Raw genomic sequence first — 22,472 nt, forward strand, 5'->3', positions numbered from 1 at the left:
TTCTCCAAGCTCAAACAGTTTCGCCGCGTGGCAACCCGCTACGAGAAAACCGCCAGGAACTACCTCAGCGTCGTTACCCTCGCCGCAACCATCCTTTGGCCGAGATAAGTGTCCACACCACCTAGGTGGCGGGGCGCAGGCCAGGCCAGGCCCGGTGACGGAGGCCGCCTGTTGGGCGCATGGCCGGCGCAAGCTGTTCAATCTGGCCGAGGTCGCCCGCGCGCCGCTGGCCGCCGAGGCGGTGCGATGGATCGAATCGCTGACCACCCGGCCTCGCGGCTGGAGGAATTGCTGCCCTGGAAATGGAAGAAAGGGGCTGCCAGACTGGCCGCCTGAGCGGGAGGGGCGCGATGTCCGCGACTGACAGCGTCAATGAGATTTGCACCCTGCGGATCGAACTTCAGGGCAGCGATCCGCCGATCTGGCGCCAGGTCGAGGTGCCGACCTCCATCACGCTGAAGGTCCTGCACGATGTCCTCCAGGCCGCCATGGGGTGGTTCGACCAGCACCTGTGGGAATTCACCATCGGCAAGCGGCGGTTCGGCCTGCCGATGGACGAGGACTGGGGCACCGAACCGCGCCTCATGGCCGCTAAGGTCCGCCTGCGTGAGGTGCTGACACCGCGCCGGACCAACATGACCTACGTCTACGACTTCGGCGACGACTGGGAGCACCGGCTGATCCTGACCAACATCCGCCAGGGAGAGGCCGGCGTCGGCTACCCGTGCTACGTCGGAGGTGAAGGCAATGCGCCACCGGAAGATTGCGGCGGCATACCCGGGTTCTACGACAAGCTCGACATTGCCGCAGACCCCAGCCACCCCGAATACGATGAGATCAAGGCGTGGCTCGACGACTACGACCCCAAGGTCATCGACGAGACGCAGGTCCGGATATCCCTCGGCAGGATCGCCAAGCGCCGTAACGCAGCGCGGACGCGAGCCACCAAGCCAGCACCCTGACCTACAGCAGACCGCCGCCGCCATCACGCCGTGGTTCTCGCCGAATGGATACGACGGTCCAGGCTTTCGGAGAGCACGGCATCGATCTGCCCAGCCGCCATGGCCCCGAGCAGCACCTGGTAGCCCGGCCGGTGCGAGCTGGCGCCGGACATCGCGTGGTCAACATAGACCTCCACCACCTGCAAGCCCTCGCGCTCGGCCCGGGCACGGCAAATCCGGACCTGATCCTCGATCGAGGCGTTACGCTGCTGCTCCGAAGAGTAGCGGGCGTATAGGCCAACTCGAATGCAGCGGGAGGCGATGGCCGGAGGGAGGATGGGATGCATCATGCGAACGGCTCCTCATTGCCATTCAAGCCTGGATTCTCCGATTCCGCGAAGATCCGGTCAGCCCACGCGGCTGTCTGGCGGCGAAGCTTGCTGATCCGGTTACCATACCGCCTCGCCGCGTGAAGCCCATTGGCCTCGGCGTAGTGCTTGAGAGACACGGCTGGGCTATGTCCGAGAACCTCAGCCGCATCGAACGCCGCCTCGGGTGACCGTCGTGCCGCGGACGACCGTAGCCATTTCCTGGCCATATGGGGTCCGGAGGCCCTCCCAAGCCAAGCCTTTGTGCGACATTCGACAATTGCGGCCAGGCCGCGGAGGCTGAGAGGCCCGCCTTTGGTGCCCAGGGGCAAGCTATTTAATGGGTCCTAAGCTTGGCGACCGTCACGGCCGGTTGGCGCGCCCCTCCTCTTCCTCCAGCGTCGGCATGCTCGCCATCTCCGCCAGGGAGAGCGGGAATACCGGCGGCCGCAGCCGGAAATAGCCGACCTCCGCGGGTGAGCGCCCCTGATGCTGCGCCAGCACCTCACCCACCGTCAGGCCGCAGAGGCGGCCCTGGCAGGGGCCCATGCCGCAGCGCGTATAGGCCTTGAGCTGGTTCGGCCCCGCCGCCCTGGTCTCGGCGACCGCGCGGCGCAGCGTGGCGCCGGTGACCTCCTCGCAGCGGCAGGCCATGGCCTCGGGGCTGCCGGCTCTTTGTGACGGGCTCGGCGCAAAGAGCCGGTCAAGGAAATCCCGGCCGCGCTGCAGCCGCCGCAAGGCGCGGATGTCGGCTGCGGATTGCGCATCCCGCACCGCCCCGGTGATCACGCCCAAGGCACGGGTGGCTTCCCGCGCAGCCAGCCGCCCCGCCACGGCCGCCGCCTCGGCCCCGCGTATCCCGGCGCCGTCGCCGGCGACGGCAATCCCGGTCAGGCCGGTGTTGCCCCAGGCATCGACCTGCGGCGCCCAGCAGCCGGACGTCGCCTGCCAGACCATCGGGCAGCCCGCCGCGCGGGCCAGATTGACCTCCGGCACCACACCCTGGTGCAGCAGCACGTGGTCGGCGCCGATCTCCTCTGCGCCGCCATGGTGCCGCACCTGCAGCCTGCCGGCGTGCTGGCGGATTTCCACCCCGCCGCTGCCATCCAGCACCCTCACCTGCCGGCGCACGCGCCACAGCAGCGCCAGCCCCTTGGCGGCATAGGGCGAGGCCAGGAAGCCCGGGATCGCGCCCGCCACCTGCGCCAGCCGCCGGCGCGGCGTCGTGGTGATCAGCGCCTTGGGCGGCACGCCGGCGGCGAGATATTGCGCCGCCAGCAGCCAGAGCAGCGGCCCGTCGCCGACCAGCACCGCATCGCTGGCGACCAGCGCCGAGGTCTTGAGCAGGATCTGCGCCGCCCCCGCCGTCATCACCCCCGGCAGGTCCCAGCCCGGGATCGGCATCGGCCGCTCCATCGCCCCGGTCGCCAGGATGACATGACGCGGCGCGATGATGCGCGCGGCACCGCCCTGCGACACGCCCAGGCACCGCGAGGCATCGAGGTACCAGACGCTGGCCTGGTGCAACGCATCGGCGCCACAGCCGAGGAAGTCGTCGAGCAGCGCCTCGCCCTTCCAGTAGTCGGGCCCGAGCAGGTCGCGGCGCCCGGCCAGGGGCGAATTGCCCAGGCCGCGATAGATCTGCCCCCCGGCAGCGAAGCCGCGGTCCAGCACGACGACGGAGAGGCCCTGCGCGCGTGCGGTGACCGCGGCGGCCATGCCGGCCGGCCCGGCGCCGACGATGGCGACATCGTAGATCTCCGCGAGCGCGCCGATGTCCTGCAGCAGGGTCACTGCCCCAAGGCCCGACGACCGGGCTGAAGACGGATCGCCATGCCGGGCCGGAGCAGCGTCAGGCAGCCTTGCCGGTTGCCTTGGCCGTCGATCTCGACAAGGCAGTCGAAGCACAGGCCCATCATGCAATACGGCCCCCGCTCCACGCCGCCGACCGCCGAATGCCGGCAGGCGAGATGGCCAAGCGCCAGCAAGGCCGCGGCGACGGTGTCACCGGCGCGGCCCTCGGCGGGCAGGCCATCGAGGGTGAAGGGGAGCATCGCCTCCCCAGTGTCAGACAGGCGCCGGAACATCGAACCTCGCGGTCTTGAAGCTGGCAAAGGGCGCACCGATCCGGCCCGCCGACAGCATCGGCGCCAGCATCAGGGCATGCGCCGCCGCCAAGGTGACGCCGCTGTGGCAGAGGCAGACGAAGGCACCGGGGTGGCGGGCGGATTCCTCGTAGACCGGCAGCCCATCGGGCGACATGACCCGCAGGCCGGACCAGACCCGCACGATGCTGGCCGAAGCCAGCCGCGGGAACATCTGCACCGCCCGCGCCGCCAGCGCGCCGCTGATGCCGATGCCGACCGAGTCGTCATAGCCGACATCCTCGGTCGAACCGCCGAGCATCACCCCGCCCTCATTGGTCTGGCGCAGGTTCGTGATCGGATGATGCAGGAAGGGCGCCAGCTTCTCGGTCACCATGATGGTGCCCTTGATGGGCCGGACCGGAGCATGCAGCCCGACCATCGCCGCCAGCCTTTCGGAACCGAGGCCGGCGCTGATGACGATGCGCCGCGCGGTCAGCGTGCCGGCGGCCGTGGCCAGGCGAAATCCCCGCGTGACCGGCACGATCTCCCGCACCGCCGCCCCGGCGAGGAAGCGCAGACCCAGCCGCTGCGACGCCACATGCAGCGCATGCAGCAGCTTCGGCGAATTCACATGGCCATCGAGCGGACAGAAGATGCCGCCCACCACATCCGGCCCGATATCGGGCAGGATCTTCATGAGCGCGTTGCGCCCCAGCACCTCGAACCCCGAACTGCCGACGCCGGGCGTGGCATCGAGCCTTTGGAGCATGATGCGGCGCTGCTCCAGTGCGTCGTCGGAAAGCGCGAGGTTGAAGCCGCCAGGCCCTGCGAAATGCACCGCGACATGCGATTGCGCTTCCAGTTCCGCGGCGAAATCCTGCCAGGCCGCGGCCGAACTTCGCGTGAGGATCGCGTAATCCGGCTCCGCCCGATCCTGCGCCGGCAGCCAGCCTTTGCCTTGCACCCAGACCAGCGCGAAATTCGCGCGTGAGGCACGATGGGCGATGTCGGCCTCATCCAGCATGCAGACGTCCTCGCCCTGGCGTGTGAGCCCATAGGCGATGGCCGCGCCGACCACGCCGCCGCCGATGACCGCGATCCCGGCGGTGCCGAGATCCGTTGCGTTCACCTCCCCGACACCAGGATCGGCCGCCGCCGCATGCGGGACGAATGGGTCAGGACTGGGTTGCAACACCACCTCCCGCGGTCGGCGAAACCTGTGTCGGCACCGGCGAGGCACGCCGCGACCAAGGCGCGTTGCATATCCTGCTGGCATTCCTGGCGCAGGACAATGCGCCGGTGACGATTTGGCTGCCACCATTTGCCCGGATGCCCGTTGGACGGCGCGCGATCCGTGGATCCGGTTTTCGTCACGACGGTCGTGGCCCTGATGCGCGGCATGTCCTCGTGTCCCTGTCTCGCAGCTTGGGGGGCGCAGGCGCCGGCACGCGGCCGGATCAGGGGGCGGCGCGGCTCATGGCTTCCAGGAAGCGCAGCTTGCTGTGGTGTATGTGGCGCTCCAGACGGCGGCCCGCTTCTTCGGCATCGCCCTGGGCCAGGGCCGCGTGAATTCCACGATGCTCGGCATTGGCCGAACGGATGTCGCCGCTGCCCATGATCCCGCGACGACGCAGGATGCTCAGCTCCTTGGCCAAGGCATCCTGGATCAGCTGCAGGCGCCGGTTGCCCGACAATGCGATGATGCGATCGTGGAAGGCGGCATTGACCCGTTGGAACGCCTCAAGATCCATGGCATCGCAGGCCGCCCCCATCGCATCGATCATTGCCTGCAGCTCGGCCAATTGCGGTGGCGTGATGCGCGCGGCCAGGGTCTCGCCCGCCAGACGCGCCAGGGCGGCGCGGACATCGTAAAGCTCCACAGCATCGCGCAGCGAGATCTCGCGCACGAAAACCCCGCGATTGGGGAAGGTGACGAGCAGCCCGGCCTCCACCAGCCCGCGACAGGCTTCGCGGATCATGCCGCGGCTGGTGCCGAAGCGCTGCGCCAGGGCGCTCTCCACCAGATGCTCGCCCGAGGCGAGCCTGCCATCGATGATCATGGCCTCGATCTGGCGGCGGATGCGGCCGACCATGCCCTCGCCCGCGACGGCGGCGCTGTCCCGGTCCATTGTCGCTTCCACCATGCCGCCAGCCTAGCGCCTTCCCCGAATGCTCGGAAGATCCGGCCTTTTCGCGACGCGCGATTCGATTGACTCGGTGCCGATGCCGCGAAATCATGTCGCGATCCGACGAAGGGTTTCGCCATGTCCGCTCCGTCGCCAACCGCGTCCCTGATCCTGGCGCCGCGGCGGCGCGCCGTGCATGGCGTGCGCATCGGCATCCTTGTGCTGGACACGAAGTTTCAGCGTCTGCCCGGCGATGTCGGCAATGGCACAAGCTGGCCCTTTCCGGTGCAATACGCTGTCGTCCATGGCGCCACCCCGGACCGCATCGTGCGCCCGACGCTCGACGACGACGTGTTCCAGCTCTTCGCCCGCGCAGCGGATGACCTGGTGGCGCTGGGTGTGGATGGCATCACCACAAGCTGCGGCTTCCTGGCGCTGCTGCATCCGCAGATGGTCGCGCATTGCCCGGTGCCGGTCGCAACCTCCGCCCTGCTGCAGATCCCGCTGGTGCAGAGCATGCTGCCGGCCGGAAAGCGCGTCGGCGTGGTCACCATGGACAAGGCCTCGCTGACGCCGGCGCATTTCCGCGCGGTCGGCGCGCCGACCGACCTGCCCATCGTCGGCATCCCGCCGGACGGCATCTTCCGGCGCAACCAACAAACCTCGGCCGCCGTCGTCAGCCATGCCGAGCATGAGGCGGAGGTGGTGGCCGCCGCCGCTGCCCTGCTGCGCGACCACCCCGAGGTTGGCGCGCTCGTGCTGGAATGCACCAACCTGCCGCCCTATTCGGCGACGCTGGAAGCAACCTTCAACCTGCCGGTCTATGACATCGTGACGCTGGTCGAATGGTTCCATGCCGGGCTGCGACCGCGCCGCTTCAACGGGGCCTGAGCGCAGCGGAGGGCACGGCGTCAGGCGGCCAGGGGACGGGCCATCTGCGGCACGACCTTCGACATGAACAGGCGGATGCTTTCCGACGCCACCTCATAGGGCATGGCGCCGAGGCGGAAGGTGATGATCACGCCACCGATCCCGGTCTCCGCCAGCTCGCTCATCTGCTCGGCGACGGTGGCCGGCGAGCCGCAGACCAGCCCCTGCGCGGGGTCGATGCGATTGCCCATGCCGGGCCGTTCCTGGCCCATGCCGACGGCGCGTTCCTGCGCGATGCGGTTGCGCATCGCGGCGCGCTGTTCATGCATGGCGATGAAGGCGGGGATGCCGACCGCCTCGGCCTCGGCATCGGTCCCGGCGACGTACACATTGCGCCAAGCCCAGCACTGGTCGAGCACCTTGGCGATCCCTGCCTCATCGGCCCCGGCCCCGGCCATGGTCTGGCGATAGAGCGAAAGCCGCTGCCGCGTCACCGCATTGGTCTGCACGCTCATCAGGAAAGGCCGCGCCTGCTTCGCGAGCGCCACCATCGAGGCCTCGCCCGAGGCCGAGCGGATCACGAAGGGATGCGGCCTAGTGTAGCAGCCCGGGCGCAGCGCCGGGACCTTCAGCTGCCAGAAGCGGCCATCGTGATCGAGCGGCTCGCCGGTCCAGGCGCGCAGCATGATGTCCTCGGCTTCCTCGAATCGCGCCTGGGCCTCGGCGGGATCGATCCCAAAACCTTCGTAGTCATAGACATTGTAGTTGGTGCCACGCCCGAGCCCAACGATCAGCCGCCCCTTGCTGAGGTGGTCGATCAACGCGAGCTGTTCCGCCAGGCGGATGGGATGGTGCAGCGAGGTCTGCGCCACCGCATAGCCGATGCGGATGCGGCTGGTCGCCATCGCGACCGCGGCGGAAAAGGTGATCGGATCGACGTAGCAGCAATTGCCGTCGAAATGGTGTTCGCCCAGCCAGACCGCATCAAAATTCAGATGCTCGGAGAGGCGTATCTCCTGCATCACCTCATCGAGGATGGCGCCGTCGGTCGCGGGGCTGCGGCTTTCGGGGAATAGGAAGTTGCTGAAGCGCACCGCACCGGTCTCCTGCCTCGGGCGCGCGGCCGGGCCGGTGCGCCGAGGAAAGACTGCGATCGCGCGGCAGGGATTGTCAACAATACCAAAATTATTGTCTTACGATTTCCCGACTCAGGCCCCGGTAAAACGCTCCGCCGCGAAGGGCGAGAGGTCGGCATTGGTGGCTTGGCCCAGGATCGCCGGCGCCAGCAGCTGCGCCGTGGGCGCCGATCCGGTCAGGCCGAGATGTCCATGCCCGAAGGCGAACCACAGCCCTCCGATGCGGCGCGACGGGCCGAGCACCGGCACGGAATCCGGCAGGCAGGGGCGGTGGCCCATCCAGAAGCCCTTCGCCCCCGCGGGGTTGGCGTCGGGGAAGACGGCGGCCAGATCCGCGTAGAGCAGCTTGGCCCGCGTGGGGTTCGGGGCGCGGGTCAGCCCGCCGAATTCCACCGTGCCGGCGATGCGCAGCGCGCCCTCCATCGGCGTGATGAAGACCTTGCGGTCGGCCGGGATGACCGGGCGGCTGACGTTGATCCCGGTGGCGGGCAGGTCGATGTGGTAGCCGCGCTGCGCCTCCAGCGGGATGCGGTAGCCGAGCGGGGCGAGCAGCTTCGCCGACCAGGCGCCGGCGGCCACCACCACGGCATCGGCGGTGTACTCCTGCGCCTCGCCTTGCGCGCCGGTCGCCTTGCCATCGGTGGTGAGGATGGCGGTGATGCGATCGCGCCGGATCTTGCCGCCCCGGGCCACGAAGGCTGTCGCCACCGCCCTCCCATAGCGCAGCGGTGAGGCGCAATGGGCATGGTCGGGCAGGAAGACGCCTTTGGTGTAGGCGGGCGCGATGGCGGGCTCCAGCCCGAGCAAATCCTCACGCTCCAGCATCTCCACCCGCGCGCCATGCGCCCGCCGCAGGGTCCAGCCAGCCATGTCCTTCTTCATCTGCGCCTGGTTGCGGTAGAGGTAGAGGTGGCCGCGCGTCTGGATCAGCTCCGGCGCCCCGATCTCCTGCGCCAAAGCGATATGCTGTTCGGTCGCCAGATGCTGCAGCATCGCCAGCGCCGAGGCGGTCCTGGCGACCACCCCCGGCCGCGCCGCGGCCAGGAAGCGCAGCAGCCAGGGTGCGGCGCGCAGCCAGTAATCCGCCGGGACATGCAGCGGCGCGGCTGGGTCGAACAGCATTTGCGGCACTTGGCGCAGCACGCCGGGCATGGCCAGCGGCACCACCGAACTGCTGCTGATCGCCCCGGCATTGCCGAAGCTGGCGCCGCCCTCACCCGGGGGCTCCGGGTCCACCACCGTCACCTCGGCGCCGCCGAGCCGCAGCCGCCAGGCCATGGCGAGCCCGACGATGCCGGCGCCGATCACCAGCACGCGCTTCGCCGGCATTCCCAGTTCATCCATGGGTCGAATCGAGGTCCCTGCTTCGACCCCAGCTTGCGGGGCCCCGACGCTGCCGGGCAAGTCAGGCCGGGGCCAGCGCCTCACGCCACCTAGGTCTCGGCGTGAAACGCCTGCTGGCAGTCGCGCGGCAGGCGCCTCCGCGCGGCCTCAGCTGCGTGAGATCGCCCGGGCGGCGTCCACCACCATCGGCATGTAGGTCTGCTCAGCCGCCTCCGGCGTGGTGCGGGACCGCAGCGTGGCGATGTTGATCGCGCCGATCGGCCGGCCATGCGCATCGACGATGGCGGCGGCGACGGAGAGGTCGCCGTGGTGCATCTCCTCGAAGGCCGTCGCATAGCCACGTGCGGCGGTGAGCCGCAGCTTGTCGCGCAGACCATCCATCCGCCACACCGTATTCGGCGTGATCGGGTGGCGCTCGGTGGAGTCGAGGATGGCGACCGCCTCCTCCGGCGGCAGCCGCGCCAGCATCGCGATGCCGGGGGCGCTGCAATAGGCGGGCGACCGCATGCCGACGACGATGTCGGCATTGATCACGTGCCGGCCGGCCATGCGCGAGACGAACACCACCTCCGCCCCGTCGAGCACCGTCAGGTTCACCGTCTCCTCGGTCGTGTTGCTGATGTGCAGCAGATAGGGCCGCGCGCGTTCCACCAGCGCATTGGTGCGGATGAAGCGGTAACCGAGATCCAGCGTCTTGACGGTCAGCGCGAAGCGCTTGGTGGTGGGATCCTTGCTCAGATAGCCCAGCATCGTCAGCGTATGAGCGAAGCGCTGCGTCGCGCTTTTGTCGAGCTCGATCGCGGCGGCCAGCTGCGTCAGGCTGAGTGACGGCCGCATCGCGTCGAAGGCGCCGAGCACGCGAAACGCCTTCTCCACCGATTGCACCCGCATCGGGTCATGCACGGGTGGATGGTATTCGGACGTCGCGGGCCCGTCTTGCGGGGGCGTGGCTGAGCTTCGCAAGGGATTCATTTTCTGATGTTGGGGTGATCTGGCGGGCAGGGTGATCGCAGCCTTTGAGCCGGCTGCGCAAGAGACAGGTGGTCGGGGGCCGGGCGGGGAGTGCCAGCGGCGCCCATTATATCGCATTGAGATACCTAAAGGCGATACCCGATAAAATGATTGAAATGCCGCCGAGGCTGCCGCAGCATTGCAGTGCAGCATGGCCGATCGGCCAGACGAGGCGAGCGATGCGACGGCAGATGATCCTGGGCCTACCGATTCACGCCCTTGGCTACCATCAGGGCTGCTGGCGCCTGCCGGAGGTGCCGGCGGATGGGACGCTGGACTTTCGCCATGCCGCGGACTGCGCGCGCATCGCCGAGCGTGGCAAGTTCGACTTCCTGTTCCTCGCCGATTCCGCCGCGGTGCGGAACCTCGACGACCCCGCCGTGGCGCGCGACCGCGAGCATGAGCAGGTGAAGAACGAACCGCTGGCGCTGCTCTGCGCCCTGGCGATGGTCACTGAACGGATCGGCCTCGTCGCCACCGCCTCGACCACCTACAACGAGCCGTTCAACCTGGCTCGTTCGCTGGCGACGCTGGACCATATTTCCGGCGGTCGCGCCGGCTGGAACCTCGTCACCGGCTTCAGCGGCGATGAGGCGCGCAACTACGGCTTCGACGCCGTGCCCGGTTCCGACCTGCGGCATGAGCGCGCACGCGAGTTCGTCGATGTAACCAACGGACTGTTCGACAGCTGGGATAACGGCGCCTTCCCGCGCGACCGCGAGACCGGGATCTATTTTGACCGTGCGAAGATGCATTTCCTCGAACATCGTGGCAAGCACTTCAAGGTACGTGGCCCGCTCGACGTGGCAACGCCGCCGCAGCGTCATCTCCCGATCATCACTGCCGGCTATTCCGATCAGGCGAATGAGTTCACCGCCGAGATCGCCGATGCCGTCTATGCCGCGGCGCCCAATCTCGATGTCGGCCGCGCTTACTACGCCGCGGTCAAGGGCAGGCTCGCCAAATACGGGCGGGCGCCGGACTCGTTGAAGGTGCTGGCAGGGATCATGCCCTTCGTCGGCCGCACCCGGCAGGAGGCGCAGGACAAGTTCGAGCAACTGCAATCGCTGATCCAGCCGGAGGTCGGCCTTGGCATGCTGCGGCTGCACAATTTCCCCGACCTGCGCGGCCACGACCTCGATGGTCCGATGCCGGAGGTGGAACTGTCGCGCGGCCGCTACGACATGTTCTCCGACGCTCTCTTAGAGAAGGTGCGGCGCGAGAATCTGACCATCCGGCAGACCTATGAGGTGGTGGCCGGCGGCTTCTGGCATCTCGGCAAGGTCGGCACCGCCGCGGACATCGCCGACACCATGGAGGAATGGTTCAGCACTGGCGCCGCCGACGGCTTCAACATCCAGGCGCCCTATCTGCCGGGCAGTGCCGCGGATTTCGTCGAGCTGGTGGTGCCGGAACTGCAGCGTCGCGGCCTGTTCCGCACCGAATATGAGACGCCGATGCTGCGCGACCGGCTTGGCCTGCCGCCGGCCGTCAGCCGCTACGACGCATCCCGCCTGCGGCAGGCGGGCGAGTGATGCGCATGGCAGGAGGAGCACGCGGATGACCGCAAGGCGGATGATGAAGCTCGGTCTGTCGGTCGCTTCGGCGGGCTATCACTACTCGGCCTGGTGCCACCCCGAGGTCGATGCGCTGAGCGCCACCTCGATCCAGCACCATGTGCGCGCGGCGCGGATTGCCGAGCGCGGTAAGATGGATTTTCTGTTTCTTGCCGACTGGTCCTCGATCCTCAATGTCGATGACCGCCGCATCGCGCGCGATCGCGAGCAGGCGCAGGTCAAGGTCGATCCGACGCTGGCCATGGCCGCGGTGGCGGCGGTGACCAGCCATGTCGGGCTGATGCCGACCGCCAGCACCACCTATTGGCACCCGTTCAACTTCGCCCGCCGCATGGCGGCGCTCGATCATATCAGCGGCGGCCGCGCCGCCTGGAACATGGTGACCAGCCATGGTCTCGACGAGGCACGCAATTTCGGCCTCGACAAGCCGCTCGATTCCAACACCCGGCACGAACGCGCGCGCGAATTCGTCAGCGTGATGCGCGGATTGTGGGACAGTTGGGACGACGACGCTTTTATCCGGGACAAGCAATCCGGCCGCTACTTCGACCGCGACAAGGTGCATGTGCTCGACCACGTGGGGAAGCATTTCCGGGTGCGTGGGCCGCTCGACGCTGCCCGCCCGCCGCAGGGCTTCCTGCCGATCATCACCGCCGGCACCTCCGAGAATTCGCAGGACCTCGCGGCCGAGATCGCCGACATGTGCTACGGCGGCCAGCCCAACGTCGAGGCCGCCCGCGCCTATTACAGCTCGGTCAAGGGCAGGCTCGCGAAATATGGCCGCACCCCGGATGAGTTGCTGATGCTGCCAGGCATCCAATGCTATGTCGGCCGCACGCAGAGCGAGGCGGAGGACAAGTTCGCCCTGATGCAACGGGCGATGCCGGTCGAGGTCGGCATCGGCCAGCTTATTGTCAACCACTTCCCCGATCTGACCGGCCATCCGCTGGACGAGCCGATCCCGGACCTCACCATGCGCGACGAGTTCCTCGGCTCCGAGAAGCTGGGTGGGCGCGAGCCGGAGTTGACGCTCGCGCTGATGCGGCGCGCGCGCGATGAGAAGCTGACCTTGCGCCAGCTTTTCGATGTCGCGCTCTGCGGCTTTTGGAGCCTCGGCGTGATCGGCACGCCGAAGCTGATCGCTGACATGATGGAAGAGTGGTTCACCACCGGTGCCGCGGATGGCTTCAACGTTCAGCCGCCCTATCTGCCCGGCGGCGGCGAGGATTTCGTCGATCTGGTGATTCCCGAACTGCAGCGCCGCGGCCTGTTCCGCACGGAATATGAAGGCCGCACGCTGCGTGAAAACCTCGGCCTGAAGCGGCCGCCCAGCCGCTACGCCACACGCCTGACGGAGGCCGCAGAATGAGCAGCACCAAGCGACAGCTCAGCCTTGGCCTGTCGATCGCCAATCTCGGCTACCATTACGCCGCCTGGCGCCATCCCGGCGTGCCTGCCGATGGCAACATGGATTTCCGCCATTTCGTGCATTGCGCGAAGCTCGCCGAGCGCGGGTTGTTCGACCTGATCTTCCTGGCCGATTCCTCGGCGGTGCGCGACCTCGACCGGCCGGCCATCGCGCGCGACATGGAACACCAGATCGTCAAGCATGAGCCGACGGCGCTGCTCGCGGCACTGGCCGCGGTCACGCGCCATGTCGGGTTGGTGCCCACGGCATCGGCGACCTACAACGAGCCGTACAACCTCACGCGCACGCTCTGCACCCTCGATCATATCAGCGGCGGCCGGGCCGGGTGGAACATGGTCACCGGCTTCAGCATCGACGAGGCGCGCAATTTCGGCCTCGACAAGCTGCATGATTCCGACACGCGCCATGCCCGCGCCGCCGAATTCGCCGCGGTGCTGCGCGGGCTCGAGGATGGCGGCACGCTGGATCACGCGGGGCCGCATTTCCGGCTGCGCGGCTCGCTCGACATGGCCCCTGGGCCGCAGCGCCGCATTCCGATCTTCACCGCCGGCACCTCGGACAATGCCGAGGAGTTGGCGGCGCGCTCGGCCGATGTCGTCTATGGCGGCCAGCCGACGATCGAGACGGCACGCGCCTATTATGCCTCGGTGAAGGGGCGGCTCGCGAAATACGGCCGCTCGCCCGACGAGCTGAAGATGATGCCCGGCATCATGGCCTTCATCGGCCGCACGAAACAGGAAGCACAGGACAAGTTCGACCGCATGCAGGAGCTGATCGAGCCGCGGCTGGGCCTCGGCCTGCTCACGGTGAGCAGCTTTCCCGATTATACCGGCTATGACCTCGACGGGCCGGTGCCGGAGCTGCCGATGCCGGGTGGTCGCAAGAGCGAGTTCATCGACATCGCATTGGACAAGGTGCGGCGCGAGAACCTCAGCATCCGGCAGCTCTACGAGCTCGTCTCCGGCGGCTTCTGGCATCTCGGCGTGGTCGGCACGCCGACCATGGTGGCTGATGTGATGGAGGAATGGTTCACCACCGGCGCCGCCGACGGCTTCAATATCCAGCCACCCTGCATCCCGGTCGATGCCGAGGATTTCGTCGAGCTGGTGGTGCCGGAGCTGCAACGCCGCGGCCTGTTCCGCACGCGCTACGAGGGCAACACGTTGAGCGACCATCTCGGGCTGCACCAGACGCAGCAACGTGCCATGCCGCTGCCGATGCCGGCGGCCGGCGCGTGAGCGGCGTGACGTCCCGGCGCATGACGCTCGGCCTCGCGCTGTCAGGGCCGGGCGGCGTCACCAAATTCCGCAACATGCTGGCCTCGGCGCAGATGGCCGAAGGCTGCGGCTTCGACTTCCTTTGGCTGACCGACCGGCCAGGGCTGGACCCGATCACCATGGCCGCGGCGCTCGCGGCGACGACCCAGCGCATCGGGCTGATCCCATCCTGCGCCGCGCCCTATCACCGGCCCTACAACCTGGCGCGCCGGCTCGCCTCGATCGACCATATCAGCCGTGGCCGGATGGGGTGGATGCTGCAGCCCGTGGCCGATGCCGCGCTGGCCAGCAAGTTCGGCAACCTGCCGCTCGCCGATGTGGCGACGGCGCATGCGGTCGCCGCCGAATTCGCCGGCGTGGTGGCGGCCCTGTGGGACAGCTGGGACGACGACGCCTTTATCCGCGACAAGGCGAGCGGCCTCTATTTCGACCGCGCCAAGTTCCACTGGCTCGACCACCAGGGTGCCGCCTTCAAGGTGCGCGGGCCGCTCGACACGGCGCGCCCGCCGCAGGGGCTGCTGCCGCTGCTGATCGCCGGCGGCTCGGCGCTCGCCGAACAGCTTGCGGCAGGGCAGGGGGAGATCCTGCATGGTCTGCCCGCCGATCTGAGGGCGGCGCAAGGTGAGCGCGCCGTCATGTCGCGCCGCCTGGAGCAGGCCGGACGGGCGCCGGCGGCGCTGCGGATGCTGCCGGGCATCCTGCCGATCCTCGGCCGGACGCCGACCGCGCTACCCTCCGGCCCGGGGCCGCTGCCGGTCCTCGGCACGCCGGAGGCGATCGCCGGAACGCTCTGCGAATGGTTCGACAGCGGCGCGGCGGATGGCTTCATCATCCATTTGCCGGACACCGCGGATGCGATCGAGGCCTTCGCCGCCGGCGTCATACCGGTCTTGCAGCGGCATGGCGCGTGGCAGCCGTCGCCGCTGGGTGCAACGCTGCGCGACATGCTTGGCCTTGGGCACGCGCCCAGCCGCTACGCCGAGCAGGCTGCGCAAGCCGTCGCCTGATCCGGCAAGCCACCGGTCACGGTCACCGCCTTTCAAACGTGCAGGTTGGTGACAAGCTAGGCTCGATTCGATGTGTTCTCCCGCGAATGCCAAAACGGGGTGCATTTCTTGCCATATCTCCGCAGAATCGAGTCGCATCGTGGGGAAAAACGATACCTAATATCGCCATACGCGCTCGTTTGCAGGCGCGGTCGCGGGAGGCGGCGATCACCCTGCGCCACAAGGTCTGGCGCCCACGTTGTAACCCCTGATCCGTGTCGCAATCGCAATGCGGGGAGATGCAGCCGGATGAGCCGTTCTGAATTCGACGATCTGATGATCCCCGGCCTGTCGCGCCGGACCCTGCTTGGCGCCGGCGCGCTGGGCGTCGCGAGCGGCCTGCTGCCGCGCAGCGGCCATGCGCAGGTGCCCGTGGGCGCGCCGCGCAAGGGCGGCGTGCTCCGCTTCTGCCGGCCCGATCCGCCGGACACGCTCGACCCGCAGATGACCAACTCCTTCTCCGGAATGGAGTACAGCCAGATGGTCTATGACAATCTGGTCTCGCTCGATGCCGACACCCAGCCGGTGCCGATGCTCGCCACGGCCTGGACGCCGGAGAAGGGCGGGCTGGAGTGGCTGGTGACGTTGCGCGAAGGCGTGCGCTTCCACAGCGGCGTCGCCTTCACTTCGGCTGATGTGGTGGCCACCGTCGAACGCGCGATGGACCCGGCGCGCTCCGGCGTCGGCTCGGGCGCTTTCGGCCCAGTGGCGTCGATCACGGCCGAGGGCCCGCATGCCGTGCGCTTCGTGCTGCGCGTGCCCTTCGGCGAATTTCCGGTGCAGCTTGCCTTCCGCCAGGCGCGCATCCTGCCCGCCGCCGGCATCGATGATTTGCGCAACACGCCGAACGGCACCGGTCCCTTCGTGTTCAAGGAGTTTCAGCCGGGCAGCAGCCTGACCGTCGAGCGCAATCCGAACTACTGGAACCCCGACGTGGTGCATCTCGACGGGGTGCGCATGGTGTTCATCCGCGAATCCGTGTCGATGCAGGCGGCGCTGCGCGGTGGGCAGGTCGACCTGCTGACGCAGATCCCGGTCGAGATGTATCTCGCGATGAGCAGGGCGCGCGGCTTCAAGGCCTATTCCGAGGTCACGGGCGACTACCACGCCATCAACATCATGGGGAACATGGCGCCCTTCGACAATCTGAAGGTGCGCGAGGCGTTCCGCTACATCCTCGACCGCAAGGCGACCGTCGCCTCGGTGCTGTTCGGCCAGGGCGCCGTCGGCAATGACGTGCCGCTGCCCGCCGGCAGCATCTATCTGCCGGAGATGACGCAGAGCGAGCAGGACCTGCCGCGGGCCAAGCGGCTGATCGAGGAATCCGGCGTCGGTCCGATCGAGCTCGACTTCTTCACAAGCTCGGATCGGCAGCCGGCGCCGAAGATGGTGCTGGCCTTCTCGCAGGCGGCATCGCAGATCGGCGTCACGCTGCGTGTGCGAGACATCCCCTATACCGAATACGCCGCCAACGTTTCGCGCAAGAAGCCGCTCTACACCTCCTACTGGAGCGGATCGGCGACGCTGTTCGATGCAGTGCACCGCATCTATCACAGCCAGTCGCTGTACAATTACAGCAAGATCGAATCCTCGCCGGGGCTGGATGCCAAGCTGGATGCGATGATCGCCGAGGTCGATCTGGAAAAGCGCAAGGCGGTCACCAAGGAGGTGATGCGCGCGTTGAACAGCAGCGCCGATCGGCTGATCCCGTATTTCCGCAACTACCTCGGCATGTCCACCGACAAGGTGCAGGGGTTCGTGCCGCCGCGTTTCGGCACGGTGGAGATGCGGGGCATCTGGTTGAGCGCGTGATGCCCGCGGGGCGCCGCGGCGTGCAGCAGGGAGCCTGCCGATGATCGCCCTAACCTTCATCCTGCGCCGCTGCGTCATGTTGGTGCTGGTGCTCGTGGCGGTGTCGGTGCTGACCTTCGGCATCGTCAACGTCCTGCCCGGCGATGTCGCCACCGCCGTGCTCGGCGACATGGCATCGCCGGAGATGGTCGAAGCGGTGCGCGAGCGGATGGGTCTCGATCGGCCCTTGGATGCGCGCTACCTCGAATGGGTTGGCGGCGTGCTGCACGGCGACTTCGGCCGCTCGTTGCAGCATGGCCAGCCGATCGCCCCGATGCTGCTCGGGCGGCTGGGCAATTCGGCGATCCTCGGGCTGATCACCCTCGGCATCGCGGCGCCGCTGTCGATCGCGCTCGGCGTGCTGGCGGCGTTGCGGCCGGGCCATCTGCTGGACCGTGCCATCAGCAGCTTCGCGGTCGGCGCCCATGCGATGCCGGAATATGTCATTGGGCTGCTGGCGATCCTCTGCTTCAGCATCTGGCTGCCGCTGCTGCCGGGATCGAGCCTGATGGACCCGAACGAGAATCCCCTGAACCGGCCGGAGGCGCTGGTGCTGCCGGTCGGCGTGCTGGTCATCGGCATGCTGGCGGTGATCAGCCAGGTGACGCGAGCCGGCATGATCCAGGCGTTGGGCAGCCCCTATGTCCGTACCGCCACGCTGAAGGGGCTGCCGCGATGGAAGGTGGTGCTGAAGCACGCGCTGCCGAACGTGCTGCCGCCGACCGTCACCGAGATTGGCATGTATTGCGGCTACGTGATCGGCGGCCTCGTCGTTGTCGAGACGCTATTCTCCTATGCCGGGCTCGGGCAGATGATGACCAATGCGGTGAGCTACCGCGACATCCCGACGATCCAGGCCGGCGTTCTGGTGGTCGCGGCCGCCTATGGTATCGGCAACCTGCTGGCCGATGTCGCGGCGCTGCTGCTGAACCCGCGGCTGCGGGGCTGATGGCGATGTCCCAATCGCTCGTCCTCGTGACCTCGCGCCGCTGGCGCCGGCTCGATGCAGCCGGCATCGCCTGCCTCGGCTTCGTGCTGCTGATGGTGCTGTTGATCCTGTTCGGGCCGCAGATCGCGCCGCGCTCGGCGCTGGCCTTTGATCCGCTGCATTCGCTGGAGGGACCTAGCCCGGCGTTTCCCTTCGGCACCGATGAATTCGGCCGCGACATCTTCAGCCGCATCATCGCCGGCACCAGGCCGACGCTGCTGGTGGCGCTCGCCGCCGCGGCGCTGGGCGTGCTGCTCGGCACCAGCACCGGGCTGGTCGCCGGCTACGTCGGCGGTGCGGTGGACGAGGCGGTGATGCGGGTGATGGACACACTGATGTCCTTCCCCGGGCTGATCCTGGCGATGCTGGTCGTGGTCATGCTGGGGCCTGATGCGATGAACGTCGTGATCGCCATCGCCCTGGTGTTCTGGCCGCGTTCGGCACGGTTGGTGCGTTCCGTGGTGCTCGATCTGGCGACGCGCGAGTTCATCGACGCCGCGCGGTCGCGGGGCGAGACGCGGCTGTTCATCCTGGCGCGCGAACTGCTGCCCAATGTGCTGATGATCATCGTCGTGGATTTCTCGTTGCGGGTCACCGCCGCGATCCTACTTTCCGCCTCGCTCGCCTATCTCGGCATCGGCGTCACCCCGCCGACGCCGGCCTGGGGGCTGATGGTGCGCGATGGCCAGCAGTTCATCGAACTCGCCTGGTGGTTGCCGGTCTTTCCGTCGCTCGCGATCGCCGTGGTCTCGATCGGCACCTTGCTGGTCGGCGAAAGATTGCGCCGCTCCGTCGCCACCCCGGGCGGCGGCCGGCCGCGATGAACGCCGAGCCGATGCTGGCGATGTCGCCCGAGCCGGCGACGCTGGACGTCACCGGCCTGTCGATCACCTATGGCGCCGGCCCGCAGGGGCTGAAGGCGGTGCGTGACGTCTCCTTCCGCATCGCGCCCGGCGAGGCCTATGGGCTCATCGGCGAATCCGGCTCGGGCAAGAGCACCATCGCCTATGCCGTGCTGCGCCACGTTCCGGCCGGGACGGTCAGCGGCCGCATCCTGCTGAATGGCCAGGACGTGATGGCGATGTCGCCGCAGACGCTGGCGGGGATACGCGGCCGCGTCGTCTCGATGATCTACCAGGACCCGATGAGCGCGCTGAACCCGGCGATCCGCGTCGGCGAGCAAATCGCCGAGGTGATCCGCCAGCATCGCCGCGGCGACCGCGCCTCCGCCTGGGCGCGCAGCGTGGCATTGCTCGGACAGGTGCAGCTGCCGCTGCCGGCGGAGATCGCGCATCGCTATCCGCATCAGCTTTCCGGCGGCCAGCAGCAGCGCGTCGTCATCGCCATGGCCTTGGCCTGCGACCCCGAATTGCTGGTGATGGACGAGCCCACCACCGGGCTCGACGTGACGACCGAGGCGGTGATCCTCGACCTGATCAACGATCTGCGCCACGCGCTCGGCGTCGCGGTGCTGTTCATCAGCCACAACATGGGCGTCGTCGCGCAGGTTTGTGACCGCGTTGGCGTGCTCTATGCCGGGCAGTTGGTCGAGGAAGGCAGCACCGCCCAGGTCCTGCGCGCCCCGCGCCACCCCTACACCATCGGCCTGATGAACGCGCTGCCGACGATCGACCGCGCGGCCGACAGGCTGGTCGATATTCCCGGCCGCCTGCCGGATCTGCGGGTGGTGCCGCCGGGCTGCGTCTTCGCGCCGCGCTGCGCCGCGGTGCAGGATATCTGCCACGCTGTGATGCCGACGTTGGAGCCCGTCGGCACCGGCCATGACAGCCGCTGCCATGAGCGCGACCGGCTCGAGCGCCTGCTGCCCGCCGTTGCGCCGGCCACCGCGAGCGACGCGCCCCTCCCCGCCAAGGCGGACGGCGGTCGGCCGCTGCTTCAGATCGTCGGCATCGAGCGCAGTTTCGGCCGGGCGCCGATGCTGGCGCTGCCGTTCCTGCGTCGCCGCACGCCGGTGCGCGCGGTCGATGACGTCACGCTCGACATTGCGCCGGGCCAGACGCTGGCTGTGGTCGGCGAAAGCGGCTCCGGCAAGTCGACGCTGGCGCGCTGCGTCGCCGGGCTGCTGCGGCCGGATCGCGGCGACATCCGGCTCGAGAACCAGGTACTGTCGCCGCTGGTGCAGCAGCGCACGCGGCCGCAGCAGCGCGCGCTGCAGTTCATCTTCCAGAACCCGGATGCCGCGCTCAACCCGCATTGGACGGTGGAGCGCATTGTCGGCCGGCCGCTGCAGCTCTATGGCGGCATCGCGCGGGGTGCGGCGCTGCGCGCCCGCGTCGTCGCGCTGCTGGAGGCGACCAAGCTCGGCGAGCGTTACCTCGAACGCTATCCGCATGAGATGTCGGGCGGCGAGAAGCAGCGCGTCTCGATCGCCCGCGCCTTCGCCGGCGATCCCCGGCTGGTGGTCTGCGACGAGCCCACCTCAGCACTCGACATCTCGGTGCAGGCGGCAATCCTGAACCAGCTGCGCGACCTGCAGCAACGGCACGGCACCTCCTATTTGTTCATCTCGCATGACCTCGGAGTGGTCCGGCACATCGCGCATCGCGTCGCCATCATGCGGCACGGCCGCATCGTGGAGGCGGGCACACCGGCCCAGGTCTTCGGCGCGCCGCAGCACCCCTATACCCAGGCATTGATCGCCGCGATCCCGACCTTGGAGCCGAAGCGGCTGCGCGACGGCACGGCAGGCCGGCTGCGCACGGCCGACGGGATGATCGATGCGTAGCGGCGTTGCAGACGGGCCACGCAGGAAGAGGCAGGAGCGATGACAGCGAAGCGTCAGATGAAGCTTGGGATGTCGATGCGCGGGCTCGGCTACCATGCCGCCGCCTGGCGCCATCCCGGCGTGCCGGCGGATGGCACGCTGCGCTTCGAGCATTACGTGCGCAACGCGCAGACCGCCGAGCGCGGGTTGTTCGACATGATCTTCTTCGCCGATGGCATCGGCATCCGCGAGAAGGACGAGCCACGCGGTTCGCTGGAGCGCTCCGGATATGAGATCGTCGAGATGGAGCCGATGACGCTGCTGCCGGCGCTGGCGGCGCTGACCAGCCGCATCGGCCTCGTCACCACCGCCTCCACCACCTACAACGAGCCCTACCATATCGCCCGCAAATTCGCGACGCTGGACCTGATCAGCGGCGGCCGCGCCGGCTGGAACATCGTCACCTCCTGGTCCGATGCCGAGGCGCGCAACTTCAACCGCGCCAAGCATCTCGACTACGACACACGCTATGAGCGCGCGGTCGAATTCGTCGAGGTCGTCACCGGTCTTTGGGACAGTTGGGAGCCGGATGCCTTCGTCTACGACAAGGCGCACAGCGTCTTCTACAACCCCGGCAAGATGCATCTGCTGGAGCATCGCGGTGTGCATTTTCAGGTGCTGGGGCCGCTCAACGTCGCCTCCATGCCGCAGGGGCGGCCGATCCTGGTGCAGGCCGGCGCCTCTGAGCCGGGGCGCGAGATCGCCGCGCGTTCCGCCGATGTGGTCTACGCGGCGCAGGACACCATTGCCGCGGCGCGGGCCTATTATGGCGATGTGAAGGGGCGCATGGCGAAATACGGGCGCGAGCGGGACGATCTGAAGATCATGCCGGCATTGCGTCCCGTGGTCGGCCGCACGCGCGCCGAGGCGCAGGCGAAGTTCGACGAATTGCAGGCCCTGGTCGATCCGCTGGTCGGGCTGGCCCGCGTCTATAACGAGCTGGGCGACCTGTCGGGCTTCCCGCTGGATGGGCCGGTGCCGGAGCCGCAGATCGAGGCGCAGGTGCGCAGCGGCGTGGCGCGCATCATGGCGCGGGTGCGCGCCAACAATTGGACGATCCGCGAATTGTGCCAGCAGCAGGTCGGCGCTGGCGGCTTCTGCGTCATCGGCACCGCTACTGACATCGCCGATGTGATGGAGGACTGGATCGATACCGGCGCCGCCGATGGCTTCAACATCACGCCGACGCATCTGCCGGCGGGGTGCGAGGATTTCGTCGAGCTGGTCACCCCGGAATTGCAACGTCGCGGCCGCCTCCGTACCGCTTATGAAGGTGCGACGCTGCGCGAGAATCTGGGTCTGAAGCCACATGTGAACCGCTATGTGGCAGCGCGCGAGGGGGCTGCCCGCAGCGCGGCGGAATAGCCCGCTGGCCGTGCGGCACGCGAGCCACAGGGCGCTGACCTCGCGGAGCATAGCCAGGGGTTCGGATCATGTTGGTCTTGGCCCAGGTTTCGTCCACGAACACCAAGCGGGCAGGATCGATGCGGTGCTGGTGGCGCTTCCAGCGGCCGCACCAAGGGCGGGCTGAACTCCAAGCCCCACGCCGTCTGTGATGGCCAGGGACGGCCCATCATCATGCTGCTGTCCGAAGGGCAGATGAACGACCACAAAGGCGCCGCCCTGCTGGTCGAGG

Annotated in this window: 20 protein-coding genes and 3 pseudogenes; 14 read left to right on the top strand and 9 right to left on the bottom strand. The window is 68.3% G+C overall.

Annotation, left to right across the window (positions count from 1 at the left end; translation table 11 throughout):
• From C8P66_RS22335 to C8P66_RS22345, 3 genes and pseudogenes are all read left to right on the top strand, one after another.
• A pseudogene (locus C8P66_RS22335) lies at nt 1–108 on the top strand (IS5/IS1182 family transposase); the annotation flags it as partial.
• 46 nt (nt 109–154) lie between these two features.
• The gene (locus tag C8P66_RS24585; RefSeq protein ID WP_245903740.1) at nt 155–364 is read left to right on the top strand and encodes an IS66 family transposase; all 210 of its coding nucleotides are present in this window, start codon (nt 155–157) and stop codon (nt 362–364) included.
• Nucleotides 351–962, top strand: coding sequence for a plasmid pRiA4b ORF-3 family protein (locus C8P66_RS22345; RefSeq protein ID WP_111400507.1), 612 nt, complete (start codon nt 351–353; stop codon nt 960–962). The genes C8P66_RS24585 and C8P66_RS22345 overlap by 14 nt, the downstream gene beginning before the upstream one ends.
• A 23-nt stretch (nt 963–985) precedes the next feature.
• Here the strand turns inward: C8P66_RS22345 and C8P66_RS22350 are convergent, their stop codons facing one another.
• From C8P66_RS22350 to C8P66_RS22370, 5 genes are all read right to left on the bottom strand, one after another.
• Nucleotides 986–1,291, bottom strand: coding sequence for a recombinase family protein (locus C8P66_RS22350; protein WP_245903741.1), 306 nt, complete (start codon nt 1,289–1,291; stop codon nt 986–988).
• Between the two features lie 381 nt (nt 1,292–1,672).
• The gene (locus tag C8P66_RS22355) at nt 1,673–3,103 is read right to left on the bottom strand and encodes an FAD/NAD(P)-dependent oxidoreductase (RefSeq protein WP_245903742.1); all 1,431 of its coding nucleotides are present in this window, start codon (nt 3,101–3,103) and stop codon (nt 1,673–1,675) included.
• A complete protein-coding gene (locus C8P66_RS22360; RefSeq protein ID WP_245903743.1) occupies nt 3,100–3,363 on the bottom strand; it encodes a (2Fe-2S)-binding protein in 264 nt (87 codons plus the stop codon). Before C8P66_RS22360 ends, C8P66_RS22355 begins: the two co-directional genes overlap by 4 nt.
• A 13-nt stretch (nt 3,364–3,376) precedes the next feature.
• Entirely contained in the window at nt 3,377–4,525 is a 1,149-nt protein-coding gene (locus tag C8P66_RS22365; RefSeq protein WP_245903744.1) for an NAD(P)/FAD-dependent oxidoreductase, read from the bottom strand.
• A gap of 328 nt (nt 4,526–4,853) precedes the next feature.
• The gene (locus C8P66_RS22370) at nt 4,854–5,540 is read right to left on the bottom strand and encodes a GntR family transcriptional regulator (protein ID WP_111400510.1); all 687 of its coding nucleotides are present in this window, start codon (nt 5,538–5,540) and stop codon (nt 4,854–4,856) included.
• Nucleotides 5,541–5,660: 120 nt separating this feature from the next.
• Here C8P66_RS22370 and C8P66_RS22375 point away from each other — a divergent pair, with 120 nt between their 5' ends.
• Nucleotides 5,661–6,413 carry an aspartate/glutamate racemase family protein gene (locus C8P66_RS22375; protein WP_111400511.1) on the top strand — a complete coding sequence of 251 codons (753 nt, stop codon included), beginning with the start codon at nt 5,661–5,663 and terminating at the stop codon, nt 6,411–6,413.
• A 20-nt stretch (nt 6,414–6,433) separates the two neighbouring features.
• Here C8P66_RS22375 and C8P66_RS22380 read toward each other — a convergent pair whose 3' ends face one another.
• The 3 genes from C8P66_RS22380 to C8P66_RS22390 form a co-directional block, all read right to left on the bottom strand.
• Nucleotides 6,434–7,486: an LLM class flavin-dependent oxidoreductase gene (locus C8P66_RS22380; protein ID WP_158537353.1), complete on the bottom strand. Its 1,053-nt coding sequence runs from the start codon at nt 7,484–7,486 to the stop codon at nt 6,434–6,436.
• A 114-nt stretch (nt 7,487–7,600) separates the two neighbouring features.
• On the bottom strand, nt 7,601–8,857 hold the full coding sequence (locus C8P66_RS22385) for an NAD(P)/FAD-dependent oxidoreductase (protein WP_111400525.1): 1,257 nt from the start codon (nt 8,855–8,857) through the stop codon (nt 7,601–7,603).
• Nucleotides 8,858–9,019: 162 nt separating this feature from the next.
• Nucleotides 9,020–9,775 carry an IclR family transcriptional regulator gene (locus C8P66_RS22390; protein WP_245903745.1) on the bottom strand — a complete coding sequence of 252 codons (756 nt, stop codon included), beginning with the start codon at nt 9,773–9,775 and terminating at the stop codon, nt 9,020–9,022.
• A gap of 299 nt (nt 9,776–10,074) precedes the next feature.
• On the opposite strand from C8P66_RS22390, the gene C8P66_RS22395 reads away from it, so the two are divergent.
• The 9 genes from C8P66_RS22395 to C8P66_RS22435 all read left to right on the top strand — a co-directional run bounded on the left by C8P66_RS22395 (nt 10,075) and on the right by C8P66_RS22435 (nt 22,201).
• On the top strand, nt 10,075–11,418 hold the full coding sequence (locus C8P66_RS22395) for an LLM class flavin-dependent oxidoreductase (protein WP_211314242.1): 1,344 nt from the start codon (nt 10,075–10,077) through the stop codon (nt 11,416–11,418).
• 25 nt (nt 11,419–11,443) lie between these two features.
• Nucleotides 11,444–12,829, top strand: coding sequence for an LLM class flavin-dependent oxidoreductase (locus tag C8P66_RS22400; RefSeq protein ID WP_211314243.1), 1,386 nt, complete (start codon nt 11,444–11,446; stop codon nt 12,827–12,829).
• Entirely contained in the window at nt 12,826–14,127 is a 1,302-nt protein-coding gene (locus tag C8P66_RS22405; protein ID WP_111400516.1) for an LLM class flavin-dependent oxidoreductase, read from the top strand. The genes C8P66_RS22400 and C8P66_RS22405 overlap by 4 nt, the downstream gene beginning before the upstream one ends.
• A 5-nt stretch (nt 14,128–14,132) precedes the next feature.
• A complete protein-coding gene (locus tag C8P66_RS22410) occupies nt 14,133–15,173 on the top strand; it encodes an LLM class flavin-dependent oxidoreductase (RefSeq protein WP_158537354.1) in 1,041 nt (346 codons plus the stop codon).
• A gap of 288 nt (nt 15,174–15,461) precedes the next feature.
• On the top strand, nt 15,462–17,024 hold the full coding sequence (locus C8P66_RS22415) for an ABC transporter substrate-binding protein (RefSeq protein ID WP_111400518.1): 1,563 nt from the start codon (nt 15,462–15,464) through the stop codon (nt 17,022–17,024).
• A gap of 40 nt (nt 17,025–17,064) precedes the next feature.
• A complete protein-coding gene (locus C8P66_RS22420) occupies nt 17,065–18,012 on the top strand; it encodes an ABC transporter permease (RefSeq protein WP_111400519.1) in 948 nt (315 codons plus the stop codon).
• A 5-nt stretch (nt 18,013–18,017) separates the two neighbouring features.
• Nucleotides 18,018–18,875, top strand: a complete 858-nt coding sequence (locus tag C8P66_RS22425) for an ABC transporter permease (RefSeq protein WP_158537355.1) — start codon at nt 18,018–18,020, stop codon at nt 18,873–18,875.
• Entirely contained in the window at nt 18,872–20,797 is a 1,926-nt protein-coding gene (locus C8P66_RS22430) for a dipeptide ABC transporter ATP-binding protein (protein WP_111400521.1), read from the top strand. Before C8P66_RS22425 ends, C8P66_RS22430 begins: the two co-directional genes overlap by 4 nt.
• Nucleotides 20,798–20,836: 39 nt before the next feature.
• On the top strand, nt 20,837–22,201 hold the full coding sequence (locus C8P66_RS22435; RefSeq protein WP_111400522.1) for an LLM class flavin-dependent oxidoreductase: 1,365 nt from the start codon (nt 20,837–20,839) through the stop codon (nt 22,199–22,201).
• Between the two features lie 7 nt (nt 22,202–22,208).
• On the opposite strand, the pseudogene C8P66_RS24590 reads toward C8P66_RS22435, so the two are convergent.
• Nucleotides 22,209–22,346: pseudogene (locus C8P66_RS24590) on the bottom strand (IS630 family transposase); the annotation flags it as partial.
• Here C8P66_RS24590 and C8P66_RS24595 point away from each other — a divergent pair.
• A pseudogene (locus C8P66_RS24595) lies at nt 22,343–22,472 on the top strand (IS5/IS1182 family transposase); the annotation flags it as partial. The pseudogenes C8P66_RS24590 and C8P66_RS24595 sit on opposite strands and share 4 nt — an antisense overlap.

It is taken from the genome of Humitalea rosea (genome assembly GCF_003253705.1).
Lineage (GTDB): Bacteria > Pseudomonadota > Alphaproteobacteria > Acetobacterales > Acetobacteraceae > Humitalea > Humitalea rosea.

Coding starts and splice junctions, on each gene's coding strand:
- C8P66_RS22345 (WP_111400507.1), top strand. CDS start 351: ATGTCCGCGACTGACAGCGTCAATGAGATTTGCACCCTGCGGATCGAA.
- C8P66_RS22350 (WP_245903741.1), bottom strand. CDS start 1,291: ATGATGCATCCCATCCTCCCTCCGGCCATCGCCTCCCGCTGCATTCGA.
- C8P66_RS22360 (WP_245903743.1), bottom strand. CDS start 3,363: ATGCTCCCCTTCACCCTCGATGGCCTGCCCGCCGAGGGCCGCGCCGGT.
- C8P66_RS22370 (WP_111400510.1), bottom strand. CDS start 5,540: ATGGTGGAAGCGACAATGGACCGGGACAGCGCCGCCGTCGCGGGCGAG.
- C8P66_RS22375 (WP_111400511.1), top strand. CDS start 5,661: ATGTCCGCTCCGTCGCCAACCGCGTCCCTGATCCTGGCGCCGCGGCGG.
- C8P66_RS22385 (WP_111400525.1), bottom strand. CDS start 8,857: ATGCCGGCGAAGCGCGTGCTGGTGATCGGCGCCGGCATCGTCGGGCTC.
- C8P66_RS22395 (WP_211314242.1), top strand. CDS start 10,075: ATGATCCTGGGCCTACCGATTCACGCCCTTGGCTACCATCAGGGCTGC.
- C8P66_RS22400 (WP_211314243.1), top strand. CDS start 11,444: ATGACCGCAAGGCGGATGATGAAGCTCGGTCTGTCGGTCGCTTCGGCG.
- C8P66_RS22405 (WP_111400516.1), top strand. CDS start 12,826: ATGAGCAGCACCAAGCGACAGCTCAGCCTTGGCCTGTCGATCGCCAAT.
- C8P66_RS22415 (WP_111400518.1), top strand. CDS start 15,462: ATGAGCCGTTCTGAATTCGACGATCTGATGATCCCCGGCCTGTCGCGC.
- C8P66_RS22420 (WP_111400519.1), top strand. CDS start 17,065: ATGATCGCCCTAACCTTCATCCTGCGCCGCTGCGTCATGTTGGTGCTG.
- C8P66_RS22425 (WP_158537355.1), top strand. CDS start 18,018: ATGTCCCAATCGCTCGTCCTCGTGACCTCGCGCCGCTGGCGCCGGCTC.
- C8P66_RS22430 (WP_111400521.1), top strand. CDS start 18,872: ATGAACGCCGAGCCGATGCTGGCGATGTCGCCCGAGCCGGCGACGCTG.
- C8P66_RS22435 (WP_111400522.1), top strand. CDS start 20,837: ATGACAGCGAAGCGTCAGATGAAGCTTGGGATGTCGATGCGCGGGCTC.